General features: G+C 72.4%; 27 protein-coding genes and 1 pseudogene. 8 read left to right on the top strand and 20 right to left on the bottom strand.

Annotated elements, in window-relative coordinates; genetic code table 11:
- Nucleotides 1-110: 110 nt before the first annotated feature.
- The 3 genes from I3F58_RS26765 to I3F58_RS26755 all read right to left on the bottom strand — a co-directional run bounded on the left by I3F58_RS26765 (nucleotide 111) and on the right by I3F58_RS26755 (nucleotide 2,772).
- Complete coding sequence (locus I3F58_RS26765; RefSeq protein WP_240111278.1) at nucleotides 111-980, bottom strand: MetQ/NlpA family ABC transporter substrate-binding protein; 870 nt, start codon at nucleotides 978-980, stop codon at nucleotides 111-113.
- A 77-nt stretch (nucleotides 981-1,057) separates the two neighbouring features.
- A complete protein-coding gene (locus I3F58_RS26760) occupies nucleotides 1,058-1,729 on the bottom strand; it encodes a methionine ABC transporter permease (RefSeq protein ID WP_240111277.1) in 672 nt (223 codons plus the stop codon).
- The gene (locus I3F58_RS26755) at nucleotides 1,726-2,772 is read right to left on the bottom strand and encodes a methionine ABC transporter ATP-binding protein (protein ID WP_240111276.1); all 1,047 of its coding nucleotides are present in this window, start codon (nucleotides 2,770-2,772) and stop codon (nucleotides 1,726-1,728) included. The genes I3F58_RS26760 and I3F58_RS26755 overlap by 4 nt, the downstream gene beginning before the upstream one ends.
- A 562-nt stretch (nucleotides 2,773-3,334) precedes the next feature.
- Between I3F58_RS26755 and I3F58_RS26750 the strand changes: the two genes are divergently transcribed.
- Both I3F58_RS26750 and I3F58_RS26745 read left to right on the top strand, forming a co-directional pair.
- Nucleotides 3,335-3,697, top strand: coding sequence for a hypothetical protein (locus tag I3F58_RS26750; protein ID WP_240111275.1), 363 nt, complete (start codon nucleotides 3,335-3,337; stop codon nucleotides 3,695-3,697).
- A 1-nt stretch (nucleotide 3,698) separates the two neighbouring features.
- The gene (locus tag I3F58_RS26745) at nucleotides 3,699-4,115 is read left to right on the top strand and encodes a hypothetical protein (RefSeq protein WP_240111274.1); all 417 of its coding nucleotides are present in this window, start codon (nucleotides 3,699-3,701) and stop codon (nucleotides 4,113-4,115) included.
- Between the two features lie 51 nt (nucleotides 4,116-4,166).
- Here the strand turns inward: I3F58_RS26745 and I3F58_RS26740 are convergent, their stop codons facing one another.
- The 3 genes from I3F58_RS26740 to I3F58_RS26730 all read right to left on the bottom strand — a co-directional run bounded on the left by I3F58_RS26740 (nucleotide 4,167) and on the right by I3F58_RS26730 (nucleotide 6,708).
- Nucleotides 4,167-4,634, bottom strand: coding sequence for a GNAT family N-acetyltransferase (locus tag I3F58_RS26740; protein WP_240111273.1), 468 nt, complete (start codon nucleotides 4,632-4,634; stop codon nucleotides 4,167-4,169).
- Between the two features lie 17 nt (nucleotides 4,635-4,651).
- Nucleotides 4,652-5,206: a sigma-70 family RNA polymerase sigma factor gene (locus tag I3F58_RS26735; protein WP_240111280.1), complete on the bottom strand. Its 555-nt coding sequence runs from the start codon at nucleotides 5,204-5,206 to the stop codon at nucleotides 4,652-4,654.
- 305 nt (nucleotides 5,207-5,511) lie between these two features.
- The gene (locus I3F58_RS26730; protein WP_240111272.1) at nucleotides 5,512-6,708 is read right to left on the bottom strand and encodes a glycerophosphodiester phosphodiesterase; all 1,197 of its coding nucleotides are present in this window, start codon (nucleotides 6,706-6,708) and stop codon (nucleotides 5,512-5,514) included.
- A gap of 278 nt (nucleotides 6,709-6,986) precedes the next feature.
- Between I3F58_RS26730 and I3F58_RS26725 the strand changes: the two genes are divergently transcribed.
- A complete protein-coding gene (locus I3F58_RS26725; protein ID WP_240111279.1) occupies nucleotides 6,987-7,616 on the top strand; it encodes a 1-acyl-sn-glycerol-3-phosphate acyltransferase in 630 nt (209 codons plus the stop codon).
- 115 nt (nucleotides 7,617-7,731) lie between these two features.
- Here the strand turns inward: I3F58_RS26725 and I3F58_RS26720 are convergent, their stop codons facing one another.
- From I3F58_RS26720 to I3F58_RS26710, 3 genes are read right to left on the bottom strand one after another with little or no spacing between them, the layout of a single operon-like run.
- Nucleotides 7,732-8,439: an alpha/beta fold hydrolase gene (locus I3F58_RS26720; protein ID WP_240111271.1), complete on the bottom strand. Its 708-nt coding sequence runs from the start codon at nucleotides 8,437-8,439 to the stop codon at nucleotides 7,732-7,734.
- A gap of 33 nt (nucleotides 8,440-8,472) precedes the next feature.
- Nucleotides 8,473-10,029: an MFS transporter gene (locus I3F58_RS26715; protein WP_240111270.1), complete on the bottom strand. Its 1,557-nt coding sequence runs from the start codon at nucleotides 10,027-10,029 to the stop codon at nucleotides 8,473-8,475.
- Nucleotides 10,026-10,580, bottom strand: a complete 555-nt coding sequence (locus I3F58_RS26710; RefSeq protein WP_240111269.1) for a TetR/AcrR family transcriptional regulator — start codon at nucleotides 10,578-10,580, stop codon at nucleotides 10,026-10,028. Before I3F58_RS26710 ends, I3F58_RS26715 begins: the two co-directional genes overlap by 4 nt.
- An 84-nt stretch (nucleotides 10,581-10,664) precedes the next feature.
- Here I3F58_RS26710 and I3F58_RS26705 point away from each other — a divergent pair.
- A pseudogene (locus I3F58_RS26705) lies at nucleotides 10,665-11,176 on the top strand (hypothetical protein).
- A gap of 16 nt (nucleotides 11,177-11,192) precedes the next feature.
- Here I3F58_RS26705 and argH read toward each other — a convergent pair.
- Nucleotides 11,193-12,620, bottom strand: coding sequence for an argininosuccinate lyase (gene argH, locus I3F58_RS26700; protein ID WP_240111268.1), 1,428 nt, complete (start codon nucleotides 12,618-12,620; stop codon nucleotides 11,193-11,195).
- 107 nt (nucleotides 12,621-12,727) lie between these two features.
- On the bottom strand, nucleotides 12,728-13,921 hold the full coding sequence (locus I3F58_RS26695) for an argininosuccinate synthase (RefSeq protein WP_240111267.1): 1,194 nt from the start codon (nucleotides 13,919-13,921) through the stop codon (nucleotides 12,728-12,730).
- 146 nt (nucleotides 13,922-14,067) lie between these two features.
- Here I3F58_RS26695 and I3F58_RS26690 point away from each other — a divergent pair, with 146 nt between their 5' ends.
- Together I3F58_RS26690 and I3F58_RS26685 are read left to right on the top strand one after the other, a co-directional pair.
- Nucleotides 14,068-14,670 (top strand): pyridoxamine 5'-phosphate oxidase family protein, encoded by a 603-nt coding sequence (locus I3F58_RS26690; RefSeq protein ID WP_240111266.1) that lies wholly within the window; start codon nucleotides 14,068-14,070, stop codon nucleotides 14,668-14,670.
- Nucleotides 14,671-14,697: 27 nt separating this feature from the next.
- Complete coding sequence (locus I3F58_RS26685) at nucleotides 14,698-15,453, top strand: L,D-transpeptidase (RefSeq protein ID WP_240111265.1); 756 nt, start codon at nucleotides 14,698-14,700, stop codon at nucleotides 15,451-15,453.
- 321 nt (nucleotides 15,454-15,774) lie between these two features.
- On the opposite strand, the gene I3F58_RS26680 is transcribed toward I3F58_RS26685, so the two are convergent.
- From I3F58_RS26680 to I3F58_RS26650, 7 genes are all read right to left on the bottom strand, one after another.
- Nucleotides 15,775-16,326, bottom strand: coding sequence for an arginine repressor (locus I3F58_RS26680; protein ID WP_240111264.1), 552 nt, complete (start codon nucleotides 16,324-16,326; stop codon nucleotides 15,775-15,777).
- A gap of 7 nt (nucleotides 16,327-16,333) precedes the next feature.
- Nucleotides 16,334-17,530 (bottom strand): acetylornithine transaminase, encoded by a 1,197-nt coding sequence (locus tag I3F58_RS26675; protein ID WP_240111263.1) that lies wholly within the window; start codon nucleotides 17,528-17,530, stop codon nucleotides 16,334-16,336.
- Complete coding sequence (gene argB, locus I3F58_RS26670; protein WP_240111262.1) at nucleotides 17,527-18,444, bottom strand: acetylglutamate kinase; 918 nt, start codon at nucleotides 18,442-18,444, stop codon at nucleotides 17,527-17,529. The genes I3F58_RS26675 and argB overlap by 4 nt, the downstream gene beginning before the upstream one ends.
- Nucleotides 18,441-19,592 (bottom strand): bifunctional glutamate N-acetyltransferase/amino-acid acetyltransferase ArgJ, encoded by a 1,152-nt coding sequence (gene argJ, locus I3F58_RS26665; RefSeq protein ID WP_240111261.1) that lies wholly within the window; start codon nucleotides 19,590-19,592, stop codon nucleotides 18,441-18,443. The genes argB and argJ overlap by 4 nt, the downstream gene beginning before the upstream one ends.
- Complete coding sequence (locus tag I3F58_RS26660; RefSeq protein WP_240111260.1) at nucleotides 19,589-19,732, bottom strand: hypothetical protein; 144 nt, start codon at nucleotides 19,730-19,732, stop codon at nucleotides 19,589-19,591. The genes argJ and I3F58_RS26660 overlap by 4 nt, the downstream gene beginning before the upstream one ends.
- On the bottom strand, nucleotides 19,729-20,757 hold the full coding sequence (argC, locus tag I3F58_RS26655) for an N-acetyl-gamma-glutamyl-phosphate reductase (protein WP_240111259.1): 1,029 nt from the start codon (nucleotides 20,755-20,757) through the stop codon (nucleotides 19,729-19,731). The genes I3F58_RS26660 and argC overlap by 4 nt, the downstream gene beginning before the upstream one ends.
- 211 nt (nucleotides 20,758-20,968) lie before the next feature.
- The gene (locus I3F58_RS26650; protein ID WP_240111258.1) at nucleotides 20,969-21,247 is read right to left on the bottom strand and encodes a lysine transporter LysE; all 279 of its coding nucleotides are present in this window, start codon (nucleotides 21,245-21,247) and stop codon (nucleotides 20,969-20,971) included.
- 212 nt (nucleotides 21,248-21,459) lie between these two features.
- Between I3F58_RS26650 and I3F58_RS26645 the strand changes: the two genes are divergently transcribed.
- Nucleotides 21,460-21,810 (top strand): hypothetical protein, encoded by a 351-nt coding sequence (locus I3F58_RS26645; protein ID WP_240111257.1) that lies wholly within the window; start codon nucleotides 21,460-21,462, stop codon nucleotides 21,808-21,810.
- 52 nt (nucleotides 21,811-21,862) lie between these two features.
- A complete protein-coding gene (locus I3F58_RS26640) occupies nucleotides 21,863-22,429 on the top strand; it encodes a YdeI family protein (protein WP_240111256.1) in 567 nt (188 codons plus the stop codon).
- A gap of 14 nt (nucleotides 22,430-22,443) precedes the next feature.
- On the opposite strand, the gene I3F58_RS26635 is transcribed toward I3F58_RS26640, so the two are convergent.
- Complete coding sequence (locus tag I3F58_RS26635) at nucleotides 22,444-23,286, bottom strand: class II fructose-bisphosphate aldolase (RefSeq protein WP_240111255.1); 843 nt, start codon at nucleotides 23,284-23,286, stop codon at nucleotides 22,444-22,446.
- 85 nt (nucleotides 23,287-23,371) lie between these two features.
- Nucleotides 23,372-24,253 carry an SIS domain-containing protein gene (locus I3F58_RS26630; protein ID WP_240111254.1) on the bottom strand — a complete coding sequence of 294 codons (882 nt, stop codon included), beginning with the start codon at nucleotides 24,251-24,253 and terminating at the stop codon, nucleotides 23,372-23,374.
- Between the last annotated feature and the right edge of the window lie 356 nt (nucleotides 24,254-24,609).

Raw genomic sequence — 24,609 nt, 5'->3', positions numbered from 1 at the left:
CGAGCGTCTACGTGATCTACTCACCACCTGAAACCAAGTGGTGTTGCGACGACCCCTGGAACCCAAGCGGTGGTGTGCGGGGCCCGTCGTGGTGCGCCGGTGGCCCGGGGTTACTCGGCGGCGGCGGTGAACGCCGGGGTCACGGAGCCGTTGTAGGTGTCCTCGATGTACTTCTTCACCTCGGGGGAGGTGAGCAGCTCGGCCAGCTTCCGGACCCGCGGGTCGTCCTGGTCGCCGTCCTTGACGGCGAGGAAGTTGGCGTACGGGTTGCCTTCGGCCTTCTCGACGGCGAGGGCGTCCTCGGCGGGGCTGAGCTCGGCCTCGATGGCGTAGTTGCCGTTGATGACGGCGGCGTCGACGTCGTTCAGGGCGCGGGGCACGGTGGCCGCCTCCAGCTCCTTGAACTCCAGGCCCTTCTTGTCGGTGATGTCGTTGAGGGTGGCGTCGGCGCCGACGCCGTCCTTGAGGGTGATCAGACCGTTGTCCGCGAGGAGCTTGAGGGCACGGCCCTCGTTGGTGGTGTCGTTGGGGACGGCGACGGTCTGACCGGCCTTCAGGTCCTTGAGGCCGGTGAGCTTCCTGGAGTAGAGGCCGAGCGGTTCGAGGTGGACGTCGACGACCGGGACGATGGTCGTCTTGTTCTTCTTGTTGAAGTCGTCCAGGTACGGCTTGTGCTGGAAGTAGTTGGCGTCGACCTGGCCCTGCTGGGTGGCGGTGTTCGGCAGGACGTAGTCGGTGAACTCCTTGACCTCCAGGGTGAGGCCGGCCTTCTTCGCGAGGTTGTCCTTGACGAAGTTCAGGATGTCGGCGTGCGGAGTGGGGGACGCGGCGACGACGAGCGGCTTGTCCGCGGCGTCCTTGCCGGAGGCGTCCTTGGCGGAGGACGGGTCCGAGGCGGTGCCGCAGGCCGTGAGGCCGAGGGCGAGGGCGGTGACGCCGGCGAAGGCGGCGAAGGCGGTACGGGTGGTGTTGCTGCGCACGAAAAGTGCCTCTTTCTTATGGGTTGTTTCCGCCCGGACAAGGAGTGCGGGCTTCTTCGCGAGCGAAGTGGCGAAGTTCAGGAGGTGGTACGGCCGCGGCGCGCGAGGAGCCGCACGACGCCGTCACCGAGGAGCTGGACGACAGTGACGATCCCGATCAGGATCACGACCGTGACCAGCATGAAGGTGGTGTCGAAGCGCTGGTATCCGTAGGTGACGGCCTTGGAGCCGAGGCCTTCGCCGCCGACCGCGCCGGCCATCGCGGAGTAGCCGATGAGCACGATGACGGTGGTGGTGACGGCGGAGACCAGGGACGGCAGGGCCTGCGGGAGGAGCACCTTGCGGACGATCGTGGGGATGGATCCGCCCATGGACTGGACGGCTTCGACCAGGCCGTGGTCGACCTCGCGGACGGCGGTCTCGACGAGGCGCGCGAAGAACGGGATGGCCCCGATGGCGAGGGGGACGATCATCGCGGTGGGGCCGATGAAGGTGCCGACGACAAGGGTCGTGAACGGGATCAGCGCGATCAGCAGGATGATGAACGGCAGCGAGCGGCCGATGTTCACGATCGCGCCGACGGTCTTGTTGACGAGGGTGTTCCGGAGCAGTCCGCCCTTGTCGGTGAGGACTAGGAGGATGCCGAGGGGAAGCCCGCCGAGGATGGAGACGACGGTGGCCCAGAGGACCATGTAGAGGGTGTCGATGGTGCCCTGGACGAGCAGGGGCTGCATCTCGGACCAGGTCACCGGGCACCTTCCTCGGCCAGGGGGGACTGCGGGGCGGCGGCGTCCGGGGCGGTCTCGACCTGGAGTCCCTGTTCGCGCAGGAAGCCGACGGGGACGACGTTGTCCTCGTACCGTCCGGGGAGTTCGATCCGCATCCGGCCGATCTGCCGGCCGCCGACGGTGTCCATGGCGGCGCCGAGGATCGAGATGTCGATGTTGTAGGTGCGGGCGAGCTGGGAGATGACCGGCTGGGTGGCGGTCTCTCCGTGGAAGGTGACGTCGACGACCGTGCGGTCGGTCCCGGTGGCGTGGCCGCTGACGGGGAACAGCTCGTGGGCGAGTTCGGAGCCGGGGGTGGCGAGGAGCTGGGCGACGGTTCCGGACTCGACGATCCTGCCCTTCTTCATGAGGGCGGCGGAGTCGCAGACGGTCTTGACGACGTCCATCTCGTGGGTGATGAGGAGCACGGTCAGGCCGAGCTGCCGGTTGAGGTCGCGCAGCAGCTGGAGGATGGAGCGAGTGGTCTCCGGGTCGAGGGCACTGGTGGCCTCGTCGGAGAGCAGCACCCTGGGCTCGCCGGCGAGGGCACGGGCGATGCCGACGCGCTGCTTCTGGCCGCCGGAGAGCTGGCCGGGGTAGGCCTTCGCCTTGTCGGCGAGGCCGACGAGGTCCAGGAGTTCGAGGGCGCGGCGGGCGCGGTCGGCACCGGGGACGCCGAGGATCTCCAGGGGCAGTTCGATGTTGTCCTGGACGGTACGGGAGGACAGCAGGTTGAAGTGCTGGAAGACCATGCCGATGCGGCTGCGGGCCTGGCGCAGCTCCCTTCCGGCGCGTCGGCCGCGTCCGGCGAGGGCGGTGAGATCGGTGCCGTCGACCGTCACGGTGCCGGAGGTGGGGTGTTCCAGGAGGTTGACGCAGCGGATGAGGGAGGACTTGCCGGCGCCGCTCTGGCCGAGGACGCCGAACACCTCGCCTTCACGGACGTGCAGGTCGACGCCGTCCAGGGCGGTGACCTGACGGCCACGCGACTCGTAGACCTTGGTGAGGCCCTTGGTGGTGATCACAGGGGGTTTCCGTCACTGTCGTGTGCACGGCGTGGGTGTCCGCCGGGCACGGGGCATTCGCATTCGTCGTCCCGACGCGTGGCGCGGCTGCCGGAGGAGGCGGGTGCGCGGGGCAGACGCGGTCCGGTGTGGTGCCGTACGGAGGTCCGTACGCGCGGACTGCGGCGAACTGCTCGCTGTCGGGTCTCGCTTCGGGGCGCGAGGCTCGGTCAGGGGCCCTCAGAAGGCGCACATTCGACACATGCGGCGAGCACCGGGCGTCTTCGTCGCCTCGGTCGCAGGGGTGCGGGTGCTCGTCGTGGTCATGGGTGTCAGTAAAACAGAAGGGGCTGTTGATCGATCACGGGTGTCCGCATACCGGACGGACGAGGTGCACGATACGGACACGCACGACCGTGGAGCACGGCCTCACATCCCCGCGACGACCTGCGGGAACGCCGGCTGCGGCAGTCGGCGCCGAGAAGGGCGGGCCGGGCTCCCGCGGGTCCTCGCTGTGGTCAAGACCACGTGGGGTGCGGGGGCGGGGGCGGGGTGCGTTTCGACCCGTAATACCCTCGGCTCCATGCTCACTGCCCTCACGGTCACGGTGTCCGTGGCCGCGCTCCTCCTCACCGCGTGGTGCGGCTTCGCCGCGTACCGGGACCAGCCGACGAAGGACTGGCACTTCGTCGGCATGGCCGTGGTGACGGTGCTGGCGCTGGCCCAGCTGGTGGTCGGTGTGGTGCGGCTCGCGAGCGGCGGCGAGGCCGAGGAGGGCACGACGATCTTCGTGGCGTACCTGCTGGGCGCGTTCTTCGCGGTGCCCGCGGCGGGGTTCATGTCACTGGTGGAGCGCAGCCGGTGGGGCTCGGCGACGGTCGCGGCCGGAGCGGTCGTGCTCGCGGTGCTGGAGGTACGCCTCCACGACATCTGGTGGGTGGGCTGACATGGCCGACGGCCGGCTGGTGAAGGGCCCCGGGATGCTGCTGGTGTGGCTCTACGGGGTGATGTCGGTGGGTGCGGTGTCGCGCTCGGCGTACCAGATCGCCACGGAGTTCGGGCGTGCCCCGCTGGCGTACACGCTGTCGGCGGTGGCGGCGGCGGTGTACGTCTTCATCACCTACACGCTGGTGCGCGGCGGGGAGACGGCCCGCCGGGCGGCGCTGCTCTGCTGCGGCGCGGAGCTGGTGGGGGTGCTGTCGGTGGGGACGTGGACGCTGCTGGATCCGGAGGCGTTCCCCGACACGACGGTGTGGTCGCAGTTCGGGTACGGGTACGTCTTCATCCCGGTGCTGCTGCCGGTGACGGGCATCATGTGGCTGCGGCACTCCCGGCGCGGGGCGCCGGAGAGCGCACCGGTCTAGGCGGCTGTCCGGCGGACCGCGCCCGGCCGCCGGACACCTCCGGACCGACCGTCAGGCCGCCTTCTCCAGGGTGATCAGGGTGAGGCTCGGGGTCGTCCGTTCGCGCGCCACCGCCTCGTATCCCTTCTTGCGGTAGAGGTTCAGGCTGGTCTCGCTGCGGTGGCCGGCGAGGAGGCGGAAGCACTTGGCCGTGGCGAACTGCAGCTCGATGGCGTCGAGGAGGCGCCCGCCGAGTCCGTGGCGGCGCATGCGGGGGTGGACGATGAGTCTGGCGATCCGCGCCGTGCCGTCCGCGTCGGCCTCGCCCCGTACGGAGGCGACGACCTCGCCGCCGAGGCGGGCCACGAGCGCGTGACCGCGCCCCAGTTCGGCCTTCAGGTCGTCCAGGGTCTGGGTGAGCGGCTCGATGCTGTAGTCGCCGTACAGCTCGGCCTCGCTCTGGTAGCAGAGGTACTGCAACTTGAGGATCTGCTCGGCGTCCTGCGCGCTCGCCGCCGAGATGGTCACGCTCATGCCCATGGGTGCCTGCCTCCGGCTCACCTGATCCGCCCTGTCGGTCGACCACACCTTTCCCGGGGGGTCGGCGCGGCAACCTCTGCCGCCAGCATTCTGCGCAGGCATCCCAGGCAACGGGAACGCATCGGCCCTAAACTCCCCTGTGAGATACCCAACTTTCCTGCGATTTCGCGGTAGGTGGGGTCGTTCGGGGACAACATCGCAGCCAGCAGTCGACGGCATCCGACGGGTGAGCGACGGACCGCGGAGCGGAGAGCACGGTGCTCTTCGGCGGTGAGCGCGGCGGGTTCGGGGGCGGGGGGCTGCCGGCCACCGGCGTCCTGCGCCGGGTCGTAGGTGTACGGCCGCTCCCGTACGGCGGTACGGCGGGCCCTTCGGGCCTCGGCCCGGACCGCGCGGCGCAGCCAGTCGGCGGGGCGGTCGGGGACACCTGGGCCCGCGAGACGCTCCAGCAGACGGAGCCAGACAGCCTGCTGGAGGTCGCGGGACTCGACGCCGGCGGCGGGGGCCTCGGCGTCGGACTCGGCGGTCAGGAGCGGGGCGAGGGTGCCGACGAGGTGATGGGCGGCGGCCATGTTCTGCGGGGTCACACCAGGTCGACACACGGGGCCCGCCGGCCGGTTTCCGGGCGGGCCCCGAATCCCCCGATGGGGGTGCGGGCGGCCGGGGGCTGACGCCGGGTCCCTGCCCCGGTGCCGCTGCGTCCTCCGGCCCCGTGCTCCTCGGCCGAGCGCGGGACCCCGGACCTGCCGGGCCGGCCGCCGGTTCCCGGTCGTGCGCGGCGGATCAGGCCTGAGCGCGTGCCCGGCAGGTCGTCCCCGGGCTCTCGAACGCGCCCGAGCGGGGGAAGCCCCCGCGAGCGCCGGAGGCTCCCCCGGCGTCAGGCGTCGTGGTCCTCGGCCGCCAGCAGGGCCGTGTCGGGCTGGTCGGTGAAGATGCCGTCGATGCCGGTCGCGAAGTACGCCCGGTAAGCGGCGAAGACGTCCCCGTACGCGTGGGGATCGGTCCCCTTCCGGAAGTCGGCGGGCAGGAAGGTGTTCTCGTTGCGCAGGGTGTACGGGTGGAGGACCAGGCCCTTCGCGTGCGCGTCGCGGACGAGGGTGGTCGGCTCACCCAGCCTGCCCTCCTCGTCCTTCGGGATGACCAGGTCCAGGAGCGGGCCGATGCCCTGCGCGTACGACGCGATCCCGGCGAGGCCCTCGGGCGTGATGAGATCGGCCGTGGTGCGCGGGTCGCCGGACTGCTCGAAGTCCCAGGGGCGGTAGTCGGGCGTCCACAGCAGGACGACGCGCGGGGTGCCGACCAGGCGGGCCATGCGCTCCATGCTGGTCGGCTCGAAGGACTGGAGGAACGTGGGCGAGTCGGCCCGGTGGCGGCCGTACCGCCGCAGCAGCTTCGCCAGCCGCTCCTCCAGGCCCAGGCCGAGCTGCCGGAAGTAGCTGGGGTGCTTGGTCTCGACATGCAGCCAGACCGGATGGCCCCGGCGGCGGCCCTCCTTGTCGGCCCAGCGCAGGACCTCCTCGAAGGTCGGCACCGCCCAGCGGCCGTCGTAGAGGGTGTTGTCGGGCCGGGTGCCCGGAATGCGCTCCTTCGCGCGGAGCGTCTTCAGCTCCGCGAGCGTGAAGTCCTCGGTGAACCAGCCGGTGAGGGATGATCCGTCCACGCTCTTGGTGGTGCGGCGGGACGCGAACTCGGGGTGGTCCGCGACGTCCGTCGTACCGGATATCTCGTTCTCGTGGCGGCACACCAGGTGCCCGTCCTTCGTGGGCACCACGTCCTGTTCGATGACATGGGCGCCCATGTCCAGGGCCAGCTGGTAGGAGCCCAGGGTGTGTTCGGGACGGTAGCCGCTGGCGCCGCGGTGGCCGATGACCGTGGGGACGGGAAGCCGGCGGTAGGCCGGGCCCCGGCCGTGCCCGTGTCCGCGCCCGGCCGGTGCCTGGCCGGGCGACGCCGCCGACGCCGTACCGGCCAGGGCACCGCCCGCCGACAGCGCGGCCGTGCCTCCCAGCACCGCCGCGCCGAGAACGGTCCGGCGACCCGGACTGGTGTGCGCACCCTGTGACGCCTGCGTCATGAAGACTCCTCACGTGGACGTGTCGTCGCGTCATCGAACGTATCGAATACGTGGACGAGATCCGGTCGATCGTAGGGGGTGTGGGGCGCGCCCTGCCGAATCCGTGGAAAACACAGGTCAACACTGTGTATCGACTCGGTGAACCCGACGTGCGTGTCGGCCTGACCCGCGAGTATCGTCCTCACCTGCACCAGGCAGGCTCAGATGCACATCACACCGGAACACCGGAGGACTCGTTGTCCCGCTTCGCGCTCATCAAGGCAGTGGTCGGCCCGGTCATGCGGCTGATGTTCCGGCCACAGGTGGAGGGCGCCGAGCACATCCCCGGCTCCGGGCCGGTGATCCTCGCGGGCAACCACCTGACCTTCATCGACTCGATGATCCTGCCGCTCGTCGTGGACCGTCAGGTGTTCTTCATCGGGAAGGACGAGTACGTCACGGGCAAGGGTCTCAAGGGGCGGCTCATGGCTTGGTTCTTCACCGGCGTCGGCATGATCCCGGTCGACCGGGACGGCGCGGGCGCGGCGGTGGCGGCGCTCAACACGGGTCGCCGGGTGCTGGAGGACGGCCGGATCTTCGGCATCTACCCGGAGGGCACCCGCTCCCCCGACGGCCGCCTGTACCGGGGCCGCACCGGCATCGCGCGGCTGACGCTGATGACGGGCGCGCCCGTGGTGCCGTTCGCGCTGATCGGTACGGACAAGCTGCAGCCGGGCGGCGCGGGGCTGCCGCGACCGGGACGGGTGACCGTGCGGTTCGGTGAGCCGATGGAGTTCTCGCGGTACGAGGGCATGGGCCGCGACCGGTATGTGCTGCGCGCGGTGACGGACTCGGTGATGGCCGAGGTGATGCGGCTGTCCGGGCAGGAGTACGTGGACATGTACGCCACGAAGGCGAAGGCGGCGTAGCCGCCGGGTCTGCCAGGGGCCCGTCCGGTCTCCGGCCGCCGGCGCCGGGCCTCCGGCCCGGACCCCCGCTCTCTCGCCTGATGGCGCTCGTCCCCGGACGCCGGACGGGCCGCCGTCACCCCTCGCGCAGAAACGCCCCCGCCAGATCGCTGAACCTCTCCGGTTCGGTCCGGTGGATCAGGTGGCCGGCCGGGACCGTGACGAGACGTCCCCGCGGCACGCGGCGTGCGAGATCGGCCAGGCCCTCCTGCGGCACATGGCTGAGGGGGCCTCCCGCCACCACCAGGGTCGGCGCGGTGATGTCGGCCAGCCGCGCCGACCAGGCCGGGTCCGGGGTGTCGAGCTGCGACTTGACCGCCAGGACCATGTCCCAGTCGAAGCCCGGCTCCCCGGCAGGGCGTTCCGGCGTGGACGGGCGGCGCGGGCGCGGGGCGGGCGGGTCCTCCAGGACGAGGCGCCGGACACGTCCGGGGCGTTCCTGAGCCAGCAGGTAGGCGACGGCCCCGCCGAGGGAGTGCCCGATCAGGTCCACGCGGTCCAGGCCGAGTGCGTCGAGGAAGCCGAGCACGTCGTCGCGCATCAGCTCCAGCGAGTAGTCGCCGGGCCAGTCGCTCCTGCCGTGGCCACGCAGGTCCAGGGCGTAGACCCGCCGGTCCAGGGCGAGCGCCGGCGTGACGGGGGCCCAGTCCCCGGCTTCCTCACCCAGCGCGTGCAGCAGGACCAGCGGCGGGGCGTCCGGCGGCCCCGAGACCTGGTAGGCCAGCCGTACGCCCCCGACTGCCACGAAGGCGCTCCGGGCTTCCGTCACGTGACGCTCGGTCATGCCCGTACGATAGCCCGGCCCAACCGCCGTGGATCACGCGTGCCCGGTGGTCGGGCCGTCCTCCAGCCGCTGGCCGCGCAGCAGGAGCCAGGCGGCCGCGGCCGTGGTCAGGAGGACCGCCGAGCCGACCGCCGCGGCGATGTGGAGGCCGGAGACGAACGCGTCCTGCGCCGCGGTGACCAGCGCCGTGGCCGAACGCTCCGGCAGGGTCGTCGCAGCCTCCACCGCGCCGCCCAGCGACTCGTGCGCCGCGGACGCGGCGGGCGCGGGGACGCCCGCAGGTGTGGCGAAGTCGCGGTAGACGCCCGTCACGATGGAGCCCAGCACCGCGATGCCGAGCGCCGCGCCCAGCTCGTAGGCGGTCTCCGACACGGCGGACGCCGCGCCCGCCTGCTCCTTCGGCACGCTGGAGAGGATGACGTCCGCGGTGACCGTGAAGGCCAGCCCCGCTCCGACGCCGACCACGAGCAGGGCCGCGCCCAGCAGCGGATATCCCGTGGCCCGGTCGATCGCCGTCAGGGCGGCCAGGGCCAGGCCGACCGCCGCCAGCCCGCCGGCCACCGCGGACCGCACGGAGAACCGCCGGGCCACCGTGCCCGCGACGAGCCCCGCGCCGACCGCGCCCAGCGCGGCGGGAAGTTCGGCCAGGCCCGCCTCCAGCGGGCTGCGGCCCTGGACCAGTTGCAGGAACTGGGACAGGAAGAAAATGAGCCCGGACAGCCCCAGGATGGTCAGCAGGTCCGCGAGGACCGCACCCGAGAAGCCGCGGTGCCGGAACAGCCGCATGTCGAGCAGCGGCGCGTCGAGGGTGAGCTGGCGTCGCACGAACCAGGCCAGCGAGGCGGCTCCGATCGCTGCGGCGATGCCCGCTTCCGGGGAGAGGCCGTGCGCGGCCGCCTCCTTCACCGCGTACACGACACCGATCATGCCAATGAGCGAGGCGACGACGCTCGGCAGGTCCCACGGGCCGGGGGCCGGGTTCTTCGACTCGGGGATCAGGCGGATGCCGACGACGACCAGGACGGCCATCACGGGCAGGTTGATGAGGAACACCGACCCCCACCAGAAGTGCTCCAGCAGCAGTCCGCCGACGACCGGGCCCACCGCCGCGCCCGCCGACGCCATGGCACCCCAGATGCCGATGGCCAGGCTGCGCTCGCGCGCGTCGGGAAAGAGGTTGCGGATCAGCGCGAGCGTCGACGGCATGAGTGTCGCGCCCGCGACACCCAGCAGCGCCCGCGCCACGATCATCGTCTCGGGGGTGGTCGCGTACGCGTTGAGGACGGACACCGCGCCGAACGCGGTCGCGCCCGTGAGCAGCAGCTTCTTCCGGCCGATGCGGTCGCCCAGGCTGCCCATGGAGACGAGCAGCCCGGCGATGACGAAGCTGTAGACGTCGCCGATCCAGAGAAGCTGGGTGCCGGACGGCTTCAGGTCCTCGCTGAGGAACGGGGTCGCCAGACCGAGGACCGTCGCGTCGACGGCGACGAGCAGGACGGCGAGCACGAGCACGGCCAGCGCGAGCCACCGCCCCGGCCGGTGGACGGCCTCCGCGCCCCTGGCCTGCCGTACGGTACCGATGCCGGTCATTGGTCCACGCTCCCGCGTCGTGCTCCGCCGAGCAGCAGCTCGACGATCATGTACTGGAAGTCCTTGGCGGCGACCCGCCCGTCCTGCACCGCCCAGGCGCAGGTGCCGACCAGGCCGTAGAGGGCCTCGGTCAGCCAGACGGGGCTGAGGTCGATCCGGAACTCGCCGCGCTCCTGGCCGCGCCGGAAGAACGCGGCGACCTGGGCGTCGAGCCGGGCCCAGCCGGCGTTGACCTGGTCGCCCTCGAAGAGCTGGTTCTCGGTGACCAGGAACGACAGCAGCGGAGCGGACGGCTCGACCTCCGCGATCAGACGCCGCAGCGCGGCCTCCGCACCGCCCTCGTCGAGCCGGGCGGCCGCTATGGCCGCCTCGAACTCCTGGATGCCGAGTTCTTCCAGCGCCCTGACCAGCGCGTCCCGCCCCGCGAAGTGGCGGTGCAGTGTGGCCCGCCCGATCCCGGCGGCCCTCGCGACCTCGTCCATGGTGGCGGTCGACTTGCGGGACAGCAGGGCGGCGGCGGCACGGAGAACCTGGGCACGGTCAACACTCATGAGACAACCATACCCCGAGTGAGACATCAATGTCTCATTTGAAAGCTGATCGACTCGGCGCGAAGACGAAGGGAGCATGGGCGCATGCCGGAGAGGCCACTGCTGCTGATCGATGCCGTCGGTCCGCTGAACCCGTACCGGCGCAGCGGGAGCACAGGCCGGAGGGCTGTGAGACGCACCGCATGCGGCCCGAGGGCCTGCACGGCGACCGGCCCTTGCGGGTGTGGCTCACCCGGGGCACGGCGAGGAGCTGCTCGCGCCGGCGGAGTCGTACGAGCTCGTGTGGGCGACCGCCTGGAAGGGCGAGGCGAACACCTGGACAGGTCCCCGGCTCGGGCTGCCGGAGCTGCCGTACGTCGACTGGCCGGCGATGCACGGGTGGCGCCCGCCGGGACCTTCTGGAAGACGCAGTGACTGCTGGAATACGCGGCCGGGCGGCCGTTCGCCTGGGCGGACGACGCATCACCGCGTACGAACGGGAGTTCGTGGAGCGCGAACACCTCGCCGCCGCCCTGCTCCTGGACGTCGACCCGCGGATCGGGCCGATCCGGGCGGGCTTCGACGCGCTCGCGGAGTGGGCGGCGGCGATGCGGTGAGGGGTGTCCGTGCCTGCTACTTCTTCGCGTCCGACCAGGCTCGCTGGATGACCAGGTCCGCCTTCACCTCGGCCAGCTGGACCGCGACCGCCGACGGGGCCGTGCCGCCGCGGCCGTTGCGGGCGGCCAGGGCGCCGGGCACATTGAGGACCGTCCGCACCTCGGGGGTGAGGTGCTCGGAGATCTTGGCGAACTGCTCGTCCGTGAGATCGCCCAGCTCCTTGCCGTCCGCCTCCGCGACCTTCACGCACTCGCCCGCGACCTCGTGCGCCACACGGAACGGCACACCCTGCTTGACCAGCCACTCCGCGATGTCCGTCGCGAGGGAGAAGCCCGCGGGGGCCAGCTCCTCCATGCGCTCCCGGTTGACCGTGAGCGTGGCCATCATGCCGGTGAAGGCGGGCAGCAGGATCTCCAGTTGGTCGCAGGAGTCGAAGACCGGCTCCTTGTCCTCCTGGAGGTCCCGGTTGTACGCGAGGGGCAGCGCCTTCAGGGTGGCGAGCAGGCCCGTCAGGTTGCCGATCAGGCGGCCGGACTTCCCGCGCGCCAGCTCCGCGATGTCCGGGTTCTTCTTCTGCGGCATGATCGACGAACCGGTCGAGAAGGCGTCGTGCAGGGTCACGAAGGAGAACTCCTTCGTGTTCCAGATGATGACCTCCTCCGCGATCCGCGAGAGGTTCACCCCGGTCATCGCCGTGATGAACGCGAACTCCGCGACGAAGTCCCGGGACGCCGTGCCGTCGATGGAGTTCCCCGCGCTGCCCCCCTCGAAGCCCAGGTCCCGCGCGACCGCCTGCGGGTCGAGGCCGAGGGACGAGCCCGCCAGGGCCCCGGAGCCGTACGGGGAGACCGCCGTCCGCTTGTCCCACTGGCGCAGCCGCTCGGCGTCCCGCGACAGGGACTGGACGTGGGCGAGCACATGGTGGGCGAACAGCACCGGCTGGGCGTGCTGGAGGTGGGTGCGGCCCGGCATGGCGACGTCAGGATGCGCCTCGGCCAGGCCCACCAGGGCGTCCTGGAGGTCGGCCAGCAGACCGCCGATGATCCGGGCGTGGTCCCTCAGGTACATCCGGAACAGGGTCGCGACCTGGTCGTTCCGGGAACGTCCCGCGCGCAGCTTGCCGCCGAGGTCGGGGCCGAGGCGCTCCAGCAGGCCGCGCTCCAGGGCGGTGTGCACGTCCTCGTCCGCGATGGTGCCCGTGAAGGCGCCGGAGGCGACGTCGGCCTCCAGCCGGTCGAGGCCGTCCAGCATGCGGGTGAGTTCGTCCTCGGTGAGCAGCCCCGCCTGGTTCAGCACACGGGCGTGGGCGCGGGAGCCGGCGATGTCGTAGGGGGCGAGCCGCCAGTCGAAGTGGACCGACGCGGACAGTTTCGCCAGCGCGTCGGCCGGGCCGTCGGCGAACCGGCCGCCCCAGAGCCGGACGTCACCGTTGTTGCTGCTCACTGCTGAAGCTCCTCGGGGTCGGGAGGGGTGGTGAGATGAGTGGTGCGGATGTACGACCGCCTCCCTGCCGCGCGGCAGCAAGGAGGCGGTGGGCGGACGACGACGGCTCAGGTCAGGTCACGCTTCGCGGCGATCTTGGCCGACAGCGCGAAGATGTCGATGAAGCCCTGGGCCTTCGACTGGTCGAAGGTGTCACCCGTGTCGTACGTCGCGAGGTTGAAGTCGTACAGGGACTCCTCCGAGCGCCGCCCGGTGACGACGGCCCGGCCGCCGTGCAGGGTCATCCGGATGTCGCCGGTGACGTGCCGGTTGGCCTCGTCGACGAAGCCGTCCAGGGCACGCTTCAGCGGAGAGAACCACAGGCCGTCGTAGACCAGCTCGCTCCACCGCTGCTCGACCTGCCGCTTGTAACGGGCCAGCTCGCGCTCGACGGTGACGCTCTCCAGCTCCTGGTGGGCGGTGATGAGGGCGATCGCGCCGGGGGCCTCGTACACCTCGCGGGACTTGATGCCGACGAGCCGGTCCTCGACCATGTCGATCCGGCCGATGCCCTGGGCGCCGGCCCGCTCGTTGAGCTGCTGGATGGCCTGGAGGACCGTGACGGGCTTGCCGTCGACGGCGACCGGGACGCCCTCCTTGAAGGAGATGACCACCTCGTCGGCCTCGCGGGGCTCGGCCGGGTTGGAGGTGTAGTCGTAGATGTCCTCGATCGGCGAGTTCCAGATGTCCTCCAGGAAGCCGGTCTCGATGGCCCGGCCGAAGACGTTCTGGTCGATGGAGTACGGGGACTTCTTGGTGGTGGCGATCGGCAGCTCGGCCTTCTCCGCGAAGGCGATGGCCTTGTCCCGGGTCATCGCGTAGTCCCGGACGGGGGCGATGCACTTCAGGTCGGGGCCGAGGGCCTGGATGCCGGCCTCGAAGCGGACCTGGTCGTTGCCCTTGCCGGTGCAGCCGTGGGCGACGACCGAGGCGTTGTGCTTGTGGGCGGCGGCGACGAGGTGCTTGACGATCGCGGGCCGGGAGAGCGCCGAGACCAGCGGGTAGCGGTCCATGTAGAGAGCGTTGGCCTTGATCGCGGGGAGGCAGTACTCGTCCGCGAACTCGTCCTTGGCGTCCGCGACCTCGGCCTCGACGGCACCGCAGGCGAGCGCGCGCTTGCGGATGACGTCCAGGTCCTCGCCGCCCTGGCCGACGTCCACGGCGACGGCGATGACCTCAGCACCCGTCTCCTCGGCGATCCAGCCGATGGCGACGGAGGTGTCCAGACCGCCTGAGTAGGCGAGTACGACGCGCTCGGTCACGGGTTTCTCCTTAGCGGTGCATTCAACGATGGGTATAACTATGCAGTCCTCCGTATGGTTTGTCAACGCGGCTCCGGCGGTGTGACATACGACCGGATCCCGGAAGCACGTGCGATATGCGCATGACAGGAGGCAAGATCAGTTGCATGGGACAGCGATACGACACCATCGAAGGCCGCATACGGACGTTCATCGAGGAGCAGCCCGTCTTCTTCACCGCCACCGCGCCGCTGGCGGGCGACGGGCATGTCAACATCTCCCCGAAGGGACGCAAGGGCACCCTCGTCGTCATCGACGAGAGGACGGTGGCATATCTGGACTTCGGAGGCAGCGGCGCCGAGACCATCGCCCACCTGCGGGAGGAGGGCAACGGACGGATCACCCTGATGTGGACCGCGTTCAGCGGTCCGCCGAAGATCCTGCGGGTGCACGGCACCGGCGAGCCCGTGTTCCGGGACGACCCGCGGTGGGGTGAGCTGATGCCGCGGTTCGGGGACGCGGACGGGCCGAGTGCCCGGGCGATCATCCTCGTACGGGCCCTGCGGATCAGCGACACCTGCGGCTTCGCCGTGCCGTTCATGGACTATCAGGAGGAACGCACGCAGCACGCGCAGTACTTCGGGCGGAAGTCGGACGAGGAGTTCCGGGAGTACTGCGCGCAGAAGGAGCACGTGGGCACCAGCCTGGACGGTCTGCCGGGCCTCCCGCTGCCGGTGCCGCCCCGGACGGACGTGCCCGGCGGGCGGTAGCCGCCCCGCGTCCTTACGGTCGGGCCTATGCGCCATGACCGCCCCGCTCTCGCCCTCGCCGCAGCCCTGCTGCTCCTGACGCCGCTGTCCGGTTCGGCCACCGCCTCCCCCGCCGCCCGGCACGGCACGCAGCTCATCACCGCCGACGCCCCGCACGCCGGGGCGACCGGCGGGACGGTGAGCTGGTGGGAGCGGCGAGGGCGCGCGGGGCGGTGGATGCGGGTGGGATCCGCCCCGGCGCGGTTCGGGTCGGGCGGGCTCGTGGCGGGCGAGCGCCGCGAGCAGGGCACGTCCACGACACCGGCGGGGGTGTACGGCCTGCCGTACGCGTTCGGCGTCAAGGCCGCCCCGCCGGGCACCGCGTACCCCTACCGCCGGGTGACGCCGGACGCCTGGTGGTGCCAGGACAACGCGTCGGAGTCCTACAACCGCTGGGTCGACCCGCTGCCGGAGGACTGCCGGGCGGACGAGGCCGAGCACCTCGTCACGTACGCCGAGCAGTACGCGTACGGGCTGGTCATCGGCTTCAACTACGACCGGCCGGTGCGCGGACGGGGAGCCGGGATCTTCCTGCACGTCGACGGGAAGGGCGCGACGGCGGGATGCGTGTCGGTGCCGGAGGAGGCGATGGTGCGGATCCTGCGGTGGGTGCGAGAGGACGCACACCCGCGCATCGCGATCCGGTGGGCGGGCACGTCCACGGTCCGGGGGGCGCCGCCGCCGGAGCACCGCGTCCCCGGGGCCCCCTCGGCGGGGGCACCCGCCGAGCGGACCCGACGGTGATCGGCGAAGGGGGCTGAGGGACGAGCGCCGCTCCGGGAGAGGACGGGGCGGGGCGGCCCGAGGGACACGCCGGCCGCGGGCTGGGCCGTGCCCGGCCCGCGGGACAAGGCACCCCTCCCCCGGGCTCCCGGCCGCGCTCGGGCAGAGCATGCGCGCCATGGGCGTCCTCGTCGCCCGTGGGCGGTGCTCCGCTCCGACGCCCCCGCCGCATCCACCGGACCACGCCCGGCAGCGGCGTGCCCGCACCCGGCCCGGACGCCGGCCCCGTCCGGACCAGGCCGGGGTCCGGGCCGCACGCCGGGCTGGTCCGCCGGACTCTCCCTAACGGTCCTTCTCCGCCAGCCTCAGCAGGTGGTCCGCCAGGGCCTGGCCGCCCTTCGGGTCACGGGAGATGAGCAGCAGCGTGTCGTCACCCGCGATGGTGCCGAGGATGGCGTGCAGCTCTGCCTGGTCGATGGCGGAGGCCAGGAACTGGGCGGCACCGGGCGGGGTGCGCAGGACGACCAGGTTCGCGGACGCCTCCGCCGAGATGAGCAGCTCACCGGCGAGCCGCCGCATGCGCTCTTCCTTGGCGGACTCGCCCAGCGGGGCCTGCGGGGTGCGGAAGCCGCCCTCGCTGGGCACGGCGTAGATCAGCTCGCCGCCGGTGTTGCGGATCTTCACCGCGCCCAGCTCGTCGAGGTCGCGGGAGAGCGTCGCCTGGGTGACGCTCAGCCCGTCGTCCGCGAGGAGCCTGGCCAGCTGGCTCTGGGAACGCACCGGCTGCCGGTTGAGGATGTCCACGATCCGGCGGTGCCGTGCCGTACGGGTGTGGGGTACGGACGGTCCGCCATTGCCACCGTTGCTGCCGTTGTCCTGCTGCGGCTCGGTCATCGCTGTGTCATTCTCCGGCTCGTGTCTCCCCGTCGGCCTTGTCCAGGGCGCCGGGCAGGGCCTGGAGGAAGGAGTCCACGTCGTCGTCACCGATGATCAGCGGGGGCATGATCCGTACGACGTCGGGGGCTGGTGCGTTCACCAGGAGGCCGGCGTCCTGAGCCGCCTGCTGCACTCGGGCGGCGAGCGGCTCGGTCAGCACGATACCCAGCAGGAGGCCGGCACCGCGGACGTGGGAGACCAGCGGGTGGTCCAGGGACTCGATTCCGTCGCGGAGCCGCTCCCCCAGCCGCTTGACCTCGTCGAGGGCGCCTTCGGCTGCGAGGGTGTCGAGGACGGCCAGTCCCGCGGCGCAGGCGACGGGGTTGCCGCCGAAGGTGGAGCCGTGGTGGCCGGGCTTCAGCAGGTCGGCCGCCGCGCCGAAGGCGATCGTCGCCCCGATGGGCAGGCCGCCGCCGAGGCCCTTGGCGAGGGTCACGATGTCGGGCTCGACGCCGTGCGCCTGGTGCAGGAACCAGTGGCCGCAGCGGCCGATGCCGGTCTGGACCTCGTCGAGCACGAGCAGGGTTCCGGTGTCCCGGGTGATCTCCCTTGCGGCCTCCAGATAGCCCGCGGGCGGCACGACCACGCCGTGCTCCCCCTGGATCGGTTCGATGACGAGGAGCGCGGTGTCGGTGGTGACGGCCGTGCGCAGCGCCTCGGCGTCCCCGTACGGGACGTGCGTGACATCGCCGGGGAGCGGCAGGAAGGGCCGCTGCTTGGCGGGCTGACCCGTCAGCGCCAGAGCGCCCATCGTCCGGCCGTGGAAACCGCCGGTCGTGGCGACCATGTGCGGACGGCCCGTCAGGCGGCCGATCTTGAAGGCGGCCTCGTTGGCCTCGGCGCCCGAGTTGGCGAAATAGACCCGGCCGGGGCGGCCGGAGAGCTGGAGGAGCCGCTCGGCCAGGGCGACGGGGGGCTGGGCGATGAAGAGGTTGGAGACGTGGGACAGCGCGTTCAGCTGGTCCGTGACCGCCTTGGTGACGGCCGGGTGGGCGTGGCCGAGGGCGTTGACCGCGATACCGCCGACGAAGTCCAGGTACGCGCTGCCGTCGGCGTCCCAGACCCGGGCCCCCTCGCCGCGTACCAGCGGGAGGCGGGGGGTGCCGTAGTTGTCCGCCAGGGCGGACTGCCAGCGGCGGGTCAGTTCCTGGTTGGCGCTCACGGGATGACCTCTTCCTGGTCGGGGACGCCGTCGGGTACGACCATCGTGCCGATGCCCTCGTCGGTGAAGATCTCCAGCAGGATGGAGTGCTGGACGCGCCCGTCGATGACACGGGCGGTGTGGACGCCGTTGCGTACGGCGTGGAGGCAGCCCTCCATCTTGGGAACCATGCCGCTGGACAGCTCGGGCAGGAGCTTCTCCAGCTCGGCGGCGGTGAGCCGGCTGATGACCTCGTCGCTGCGCGGCCAGTCCTCGTAGAGGCCCTCGACGTCGGTGAGGACCATCAGCGTCTCGGCGTCCAGCGCGGCGGCGAGCGCCGCAGCCGCCGTGTCGGCGTTGACGTTGTAGACGTGCCCGTCGTCCTGGGAGCGGGCGATCGAGGAGACGACCGGGATGCGGCCGTCCGCGAGCAGTGCCTCGATGGCGCCGGTGTCGATGGCGGTGATCTCGCCGACCCGGCCGATGTCGACGGACTCGCCCTCGATGACGGGCTGGTGCCGGGTCGCGGTGATGGTGTGGGCGTCCTCGCCGGTGAGGCCGACGGCGAGCGGCCCGTGCTGGTTGAGCAGCCCGACCAGCTCACGCTGCACCTGCCCGGCGAGGACCATCCGTACGACGTCCATCGCGTCCTCGGTGGTGACCCTCAGGCCCGCCCTGAACTCGCTGACGATGCCGTGCCGGTCGAGGGCGGCGCTGATCTGGGGACCGCCGCCGTGCACCACCACGGGCCGGAGCCCGGCGTGGTGCAGGAAGACGACGTCCTGGGCGAAGGCCGCCTTCAGTTCCTCGTCGACCATGGCGTTGCCGCCGAACTTGATGACGACGGTCTTGCCGCGGTGGCGGGTGAGCCAGGGCAGGGCCTCGATGAGGATCTGGGCCTTGGGGAGCGCGGTGTGCTTTCGCGTGGTGCTCATGACGAGTAGGCGCTGTTCTCGTGGACGTAGTCGGCGGTGAGGTCGTTGGTCCAGATGACGGCGGACCGCGTGCCCGCGGCGAGGTCGGCGGTGATCTTCACCTCGCGGTAGCGCATGTCGACCAGGTCCCGGTCCTCTCCGACCGACCCGTTCCTGCAGACCCAGACGTCGTTGATGGCGACGTTGAGCCGGTCCGGGTCGAACGCGGCGGAGGTGGTGCCGATCGCGGAGAGCACCCGGCCCCAGTTGGGGTCCTCGCCGTGGATGGCGCACTTGAGGAGGTTGTTGCGGGCGATGGACCGGCCGACCTCGACGGCGTCGGCCTCGGTCGCGGCGTTGACCACCTCGACGCGGATGTCCTTGGAGGCCCCCTCGGCGTCCCCGATGAGCTGGCGGCCCAGGTTGTCGCAGACCTCCCGTACGGCCTCCGCGAACGCGTCGTACGCGGGGGTGATCCCGGAGGCGCCGGAGGCGAGGAGCAGGACCGTGTCGTTGGTGGACAAGCAGCCGTCGGAGTCGACCCGGTCGAAGGTGACACGGGTGGCGTCCCGCAGCGCCTTGTCGAGGTCGGGGGCGGCGAGGTCGGCGTCGGTGGTGAGGACGACGAGCATGGTGGCGAGGCCGGGGGCGAGCATCCCGGCTCCCTTGGCCATGCCGCCGACGGTCCAGCCGTCCTTGGTGACGACGGCGGTCTTGTGGACGGTGTCGGTGGTCTTGATCGCGATGGCGGCCTTCTCGCCGCCGTGCTCGGACAGCTCGGCGGCGGCCTTCTCGACGCCGGGAAGGAGCTTGTCCATGGGGAGGAGGACGCCGATGAGGCCGGTGGAGGCCACGGCGACCTCGCCCGCGCCGACCCCGAGGACCTCGGCGGCCTTCTCGGCGGTGGCGTGCGTGTCCTGGAAGCCCTTCGGCCCGGTGCAGGCGTTGGCGCCGCCGGAGTTGAGGACGACCGCGGCCAGCTCACCGGTCTTCAGGACCTGCTCGGACCACAGGACGGGGGCCGCCTTGACGCGGTTGGAGGTGAAGACGCCCGCGGCGGCGCGGCGCGGGCCGGTGTTGACCACGAGGGCCAGGTCCGGGTTGCCGTTCGCCTTGATCCCGGCGGCGATGCCCGCCGCCGTGAACCCCCTGGCTGCCGTGACGCTCACTGTGCTTCTCCGTTCGACCCGCTGCTGCTGCAGCCGTTGTCCGTGCCGCCCGCACTCGGGGTACCGCCCGCCTCGGGGAGGAGGAGCGCCGGTGCGGCCATCATCGTCCGCGGCCCGGTGGCCGCGCGTGCGTCGCTCACGGTGCGACTCCGATCGTGGAAAGTCCCTGGTCCTCGGGGAGCCCGAGGGCGATGTTCATGCTCTGCACCGCGCCGCCTGCGGTGCCCTTGGTGAGGTTGTCGATGGCGCTGACCGCGATGACACGCCCGGCGGTCTCGTCGTACGCGACCTGGATGAGCGCGGCGTTGGAGCCGTACACGGAGGCGGTCGCGGGCCACCGGCCCTCGGGCAGGAGCCGTACGAACACCTCGTCGCCGTAGGCCTTCTCGTACGCGGCCCGCACGTCCTGCGCGGTGGTGCCCGGCTTCGCCCTGGCGCTGCAGGTGGCGAGGATGCCGCGTGGCATGGGGGCGAGGGTGGGCGTGAAGGACACGCTGACCGGCTCGCCCGCTGCGGCGCCGAGGTTCTGCGCCATCTCGGGGGTGTGGCGGTGGCCGCCACCGACGCCGTACGGGGACATGGAGCCCATGACCTCGGAGCCGAGCAGGTGCGGCTTGGCCGCCTTGCCCGCGCCGGAGGTCCCGGAGGCGGCGACGATCACGGCTTCGGGTTCGACGAGGCCGTGCGTGTACGCGGGGGCGAGGGCGAGGGAGACGGCGGTCGGGTAACAGCCGGGCACCGCGACACGCTTGGACCCCTCCAGCGCGGCGCGGGCACCCGGCAGCTCGGGGAGGCCGTAGGGCCAGGTCCCGGCGTGCGGGGAGCCGTAGAACCGCTCCCAGGCGGCGGCGTCCTTCAGCCGGAAGTCGGCACCCATGTCGATGACCAGCACCTCGTCCCCGAGCTGCTCGGCCACGGCGGCGGACTGCCCGTGCGGCAGGGCGAGGAACACGACGTCGTGTCCGGCCAGCACCTCGGCGGCGGTGGGTTCCAGCACCCGGTCCGCGAGCGGTACGAGGTGCGGCTGGAGCGCGCCGAGGGGCTGCCCGGCGTTGGAGTTGCCGGTGAGCGCCCCGACCTCGACGCCGGGGTGGGCCAGCAGCAGACGCAGCACTTCGCCGCCCGCGTATCCGCTCGCTCCCGCCACTGCCACGCGTACCGTCATCGGATCTGACCTCCCAATCGATGGCATGACTATACGTATCCATGCAGCTTTATGCAATGCTGCCGGTGGAGCGCAGGCGGACGAGCTGTGGAACCCGGGCGTTCCGTCCGACTGCCCGGCGCCGCACCCGGCCGCCCGGATGAGGCCCGGCGGCCTCACGGGCAGTCGCAGCCGGGGGTGTAGAACAGCAGGAAGAGGGCCGTCACGGCGGTCAGGGTGAGCCGGCCGCGGTCAGGGCGGCGAGGCCCCGACGGCGTCCCCGCCCGCGGGTGAGGAAGGTCCGCCACGCGCCGTGGGCGAGGAAGAGGCCGAGCAGCCCGGCCCCCGCGATGGTCAGGCGCGGGCTGAAGGACCGGCTCGGATGGGCGATCAGAGCCAGGCCGCCGAGCAGGGCGCAGGCGGCCAGGCGCAGGATCACCTCGGCGACGACGTCTCCCGCCGTGTCGGTCAGGAACCGGCCGACGCTCTTCGCCGCCCTGCGAACCCCCACGCCGGTCCCCGGTCCTCGCCTCCGATCCACCCCGAACGGGGTTTCGCAGGGAGGACTCCCGGTGCGCCGGAACGGTTGCCGGCTCCCGGAGGCCGAGGGCGGGCCACCGGCCGCGGTACACCCTGCCGAACCCGGGCCTCACCTGCGTCCGGCCGCCGGGGGCGCTGGTCGGGTCGGACGCGGCGACGGCCCCGTCTCGTACGCCAAGGGCGGTGACGGCGACCGGCCCGGCCCCGTCCGGAGGCGGCGGTGGGCGGCGGGCCGTCGAGGGAGAGGCGGCCGGACGACGGCTCGTCGGGCACCCGGGGCCGGTGCATCACCAGGAGGTCAGCGTCCAGCCGGAGCCCTGCCCGAGGCGAAGCGGACGGGTGGCGCGGTACGGGCGCGGGGAGCAGTTGCCGTGTCCGGCACCCGTGGACGGCCTGCGGCAGTGGTTCCTGCCGGACGACCGGCCGGAGGTGCTGCACCCGCGCAGCGTGGCGTCGGCGAGAGCCCGGACCGCGCGGGACGGCGGGCGCCGCCCGGCACGGGGCTTGATACCGGTGGGGCGGGAGCAGGGCTGAGCGGTCGGGCCTCGCAAGCTCCTTCACGCGTACGCCGGTTAGCCTGAGGCGCATGAAGGAGCTTGACGGGGTGGAAGTCGTGGCGTTCGCGGATGCCGCGGCGTTCGAGGGGTGGCTCGCGAGGCATCACACGCGTCAGGAGGGCGTGTGGGTCAAGATGGCGAAGAAGTCGTCCGGGATCGCGTCCGTCAGCAGCGACGAACTGGTCGATGCCGGGCTGTGCTACGGGTGGGTCTCCGGGCAGCGGCGGGCGCTGGACGGCACGTACTACCTCCAGAAGTACGTGCCGCGCCGCCCCCGCAGCCTGTGGTCACAGGTGAATGTGGAGAAGGTCGCCCGGCTGACCGCCGAGGGGCGGATGCGGGAGCCTGGGCTGGCCGCGGTCCGCGAGGCGCAGGAGGACGGCAGGTGGGCACGGGCCTACGCGTCGCAGAGGACGGCGACGGTCCCGCCCGACCTGGCCGCCGCGCTCGACGCGAGCCCCGGTGCGAAGGAGCGGTTCGAGGCGCTGGACCGGACCGGGCGCTATCTGGTGATGCTGCCGCTGCTCCAAGCGCCCACGCCCGAGGCGCGGCGGGAGCGGCTGGAGAAGGCCGTGCGGGAGCTGGAGGCCCGGTAGCGCGGCGCCCGCGGTCAGGGCCGGGCGGCCCGGAGCAACGCCAGCAGGCGGGCGACCTCGAGGGTCATCGCGTCCCGGGCGGCGCCCAGGTAGCGGCGGGTGTCCGCGAGGGCGCGGTCCGCGTCGAGGGCCGTGCGGGCGGCCGAGGTGAAGACCCGGTTCAGCCGGGTGGCGATGTTGACCTTGGTCATACCGTGGCCGACCGCCGCGGCCAGGCCGTCGTCGGCCACGCCGGACGAGCCGTGCAGGACGAGCGGGACGGGCACGGCACGGCGCAGCGCGGCGATCAGCGGAAGGTCGAGGCGCGCGGTGCGGGTCGCCATGGCGTGGGAGGTGCCGACGGCCACCGCGAGGGCGTCCACCCCGGTCGCGGTGACGAACGCGGCGGCCTCGGCCGGGTCCGTGCGGGCACCCGGCGCGTGGACGCCGTCCTTCCCGCCGATCGCGCCCAGTTCCGCCTCCACCCAGACACCCGCGCTGTGGCAGCGGGCGGCGAGCCGGGCGGTGGCCCGGACGTTCTTCCCGTACGGGAGCGTCGACGCGTCGTACATGACCGAGCTGAAGCCCGCCTCCACCGCCTCGTGGACCAGGTCCGCGGACGTGGCGTGGTCCAGGTGGACCGCGACCGGGACCCGGGCCGCGCGGGCGACGGCGAGCGTGGCCGCGCCGAGCGGTGCCAGGGCACGGTGGTAGCGGACCGTGTTCTCGCTGATCTGGAGGATCACCGGGGCCCCGGCGGTCTCCGCACCCGCCACGATGGCCTCGGCGTGTTCGAGCTGGACGACGTTGAAGGCCCCGACGCCGTGCCCGGCGCGGGCGGCGGGGGTGACGATGGTGCCGGTTCCCACGAGTGGCATGGCACTTCCTTGGCCGAAGGGACGGAGGTCCGCCCCGGAGCGGACCCGCCGGGTCCCGCGCGAGGTGACGGCGAGCCTCCGGGGATCACGAGTCGGCCAGGACGACCGAGCGGGTCAGGTGGCGCGGGCGGTCCGGGTCGAGGCCGTGACGTCTCGCCAGGGCGACCGCGAGGCGCTGGGCACGGATCAGGTCGGCGAGCGGGTCGCCGGGGGCCGTCGAGCTGTACGCGCCGGTCGCCCGGACCTGGTCGAGAAGGCCGGCCGGGGGCTCGCCGAAGAACCAGACGGCGCTGCGCGTCCCGGTCACGCTGATCGGACCGTGCCGGTACTCCATGGCCGGGTACGACTCCGTCCACGCCCCGGACGCCTCACGCAGTTTGAGGGCCGCCTCATGGGCCAGTCCCACCGTCCACCCGGTGCCCAGGAAGGTGAACTGGCCTGCGGCCAAAGCCTCTTCGGGAAGCGGCGCGGCGACGGCCCGCGCGGCCTGCTCGCACAGGTCGGCCGGTACGAGGCCGAGACCGGCTCGCAGCAGCACCAGGGCGCTGGTGGCGAACCCGGTCTGCACGACCGACCGCTCGTCCGCGAACGACAGGTCCACGACGGCGTCGGCGGCGGCTCCGACGGGCGCGGAGGGATCGCCGGTGACGGCGACGGCCGGAGTGCCCGCAGCCCGCTCCAGCGCGGAGAGCACCTCCGTCGTCGTGCCGGAACGGCTGATGGCGAGCACCCTGTCGTACCGGCGGGCCGCCGGGAACTCGGACGCGGCGAACGCGTCCGTCTCGCCCCGCCCGGCGGACTCGCGCAGCGTCGCGTACGCCTGCGCGATGTACCGGGAGGTGCCGCAGCCGACGACGGCCACCCGCTCTCCGTCCCGGGGAAGCCCCCGGGGCCCTTCCGCGTGGGCCTCCAGCGCCCGGTTCCAGCACGCGGGCTGGCCCGCGATCTCCCTCTCGACATGGCTCATGGCGCCTCCACCGCACGCTGATCGAAGCTGGACTTTTTATAGGCTCCACGCTCGGCTTCGGGCAATGCCGCGCAGGCGTGGTCATGGCGTGATCCCTGCGTACGCCGCACTCGGCTCCCCGGGGCCGCAGGCGGAGCGGACCGGCGGCGACGCGCACCGCCGAGCGGCGGACGCGGCCGCCCGCCGCGCTGGACGAACGGGGCCGTACCGAGAACGGCGAGGCCTCCGAGCTGCCCGGCGGCTCCTTCCCCGCGACGGTCCGCCGGGGCCTGGACGTGCAGGCCCGCGGCGCCTGCCGACCCGGCGCCCGGGGCGGCACGATGCACGGCGCCTGCGCGTACGGGCTGCCCCTCCTC

The sequence above is a fragment of the Streptomyces sp. MUM 203J genome (assembly GCF_022414595.1).
In the GTDB taxonomy this organism is placed as follows: Bacteria; Actinomycetota; Actinomycetes; order Streptomycetales; family Streptomycetaceae; genus Streptomyces.
Note: the sequence above shows the minus strand (reverse complement) of the source record. Positions and strands in the feature narration are given on the sequence as shown.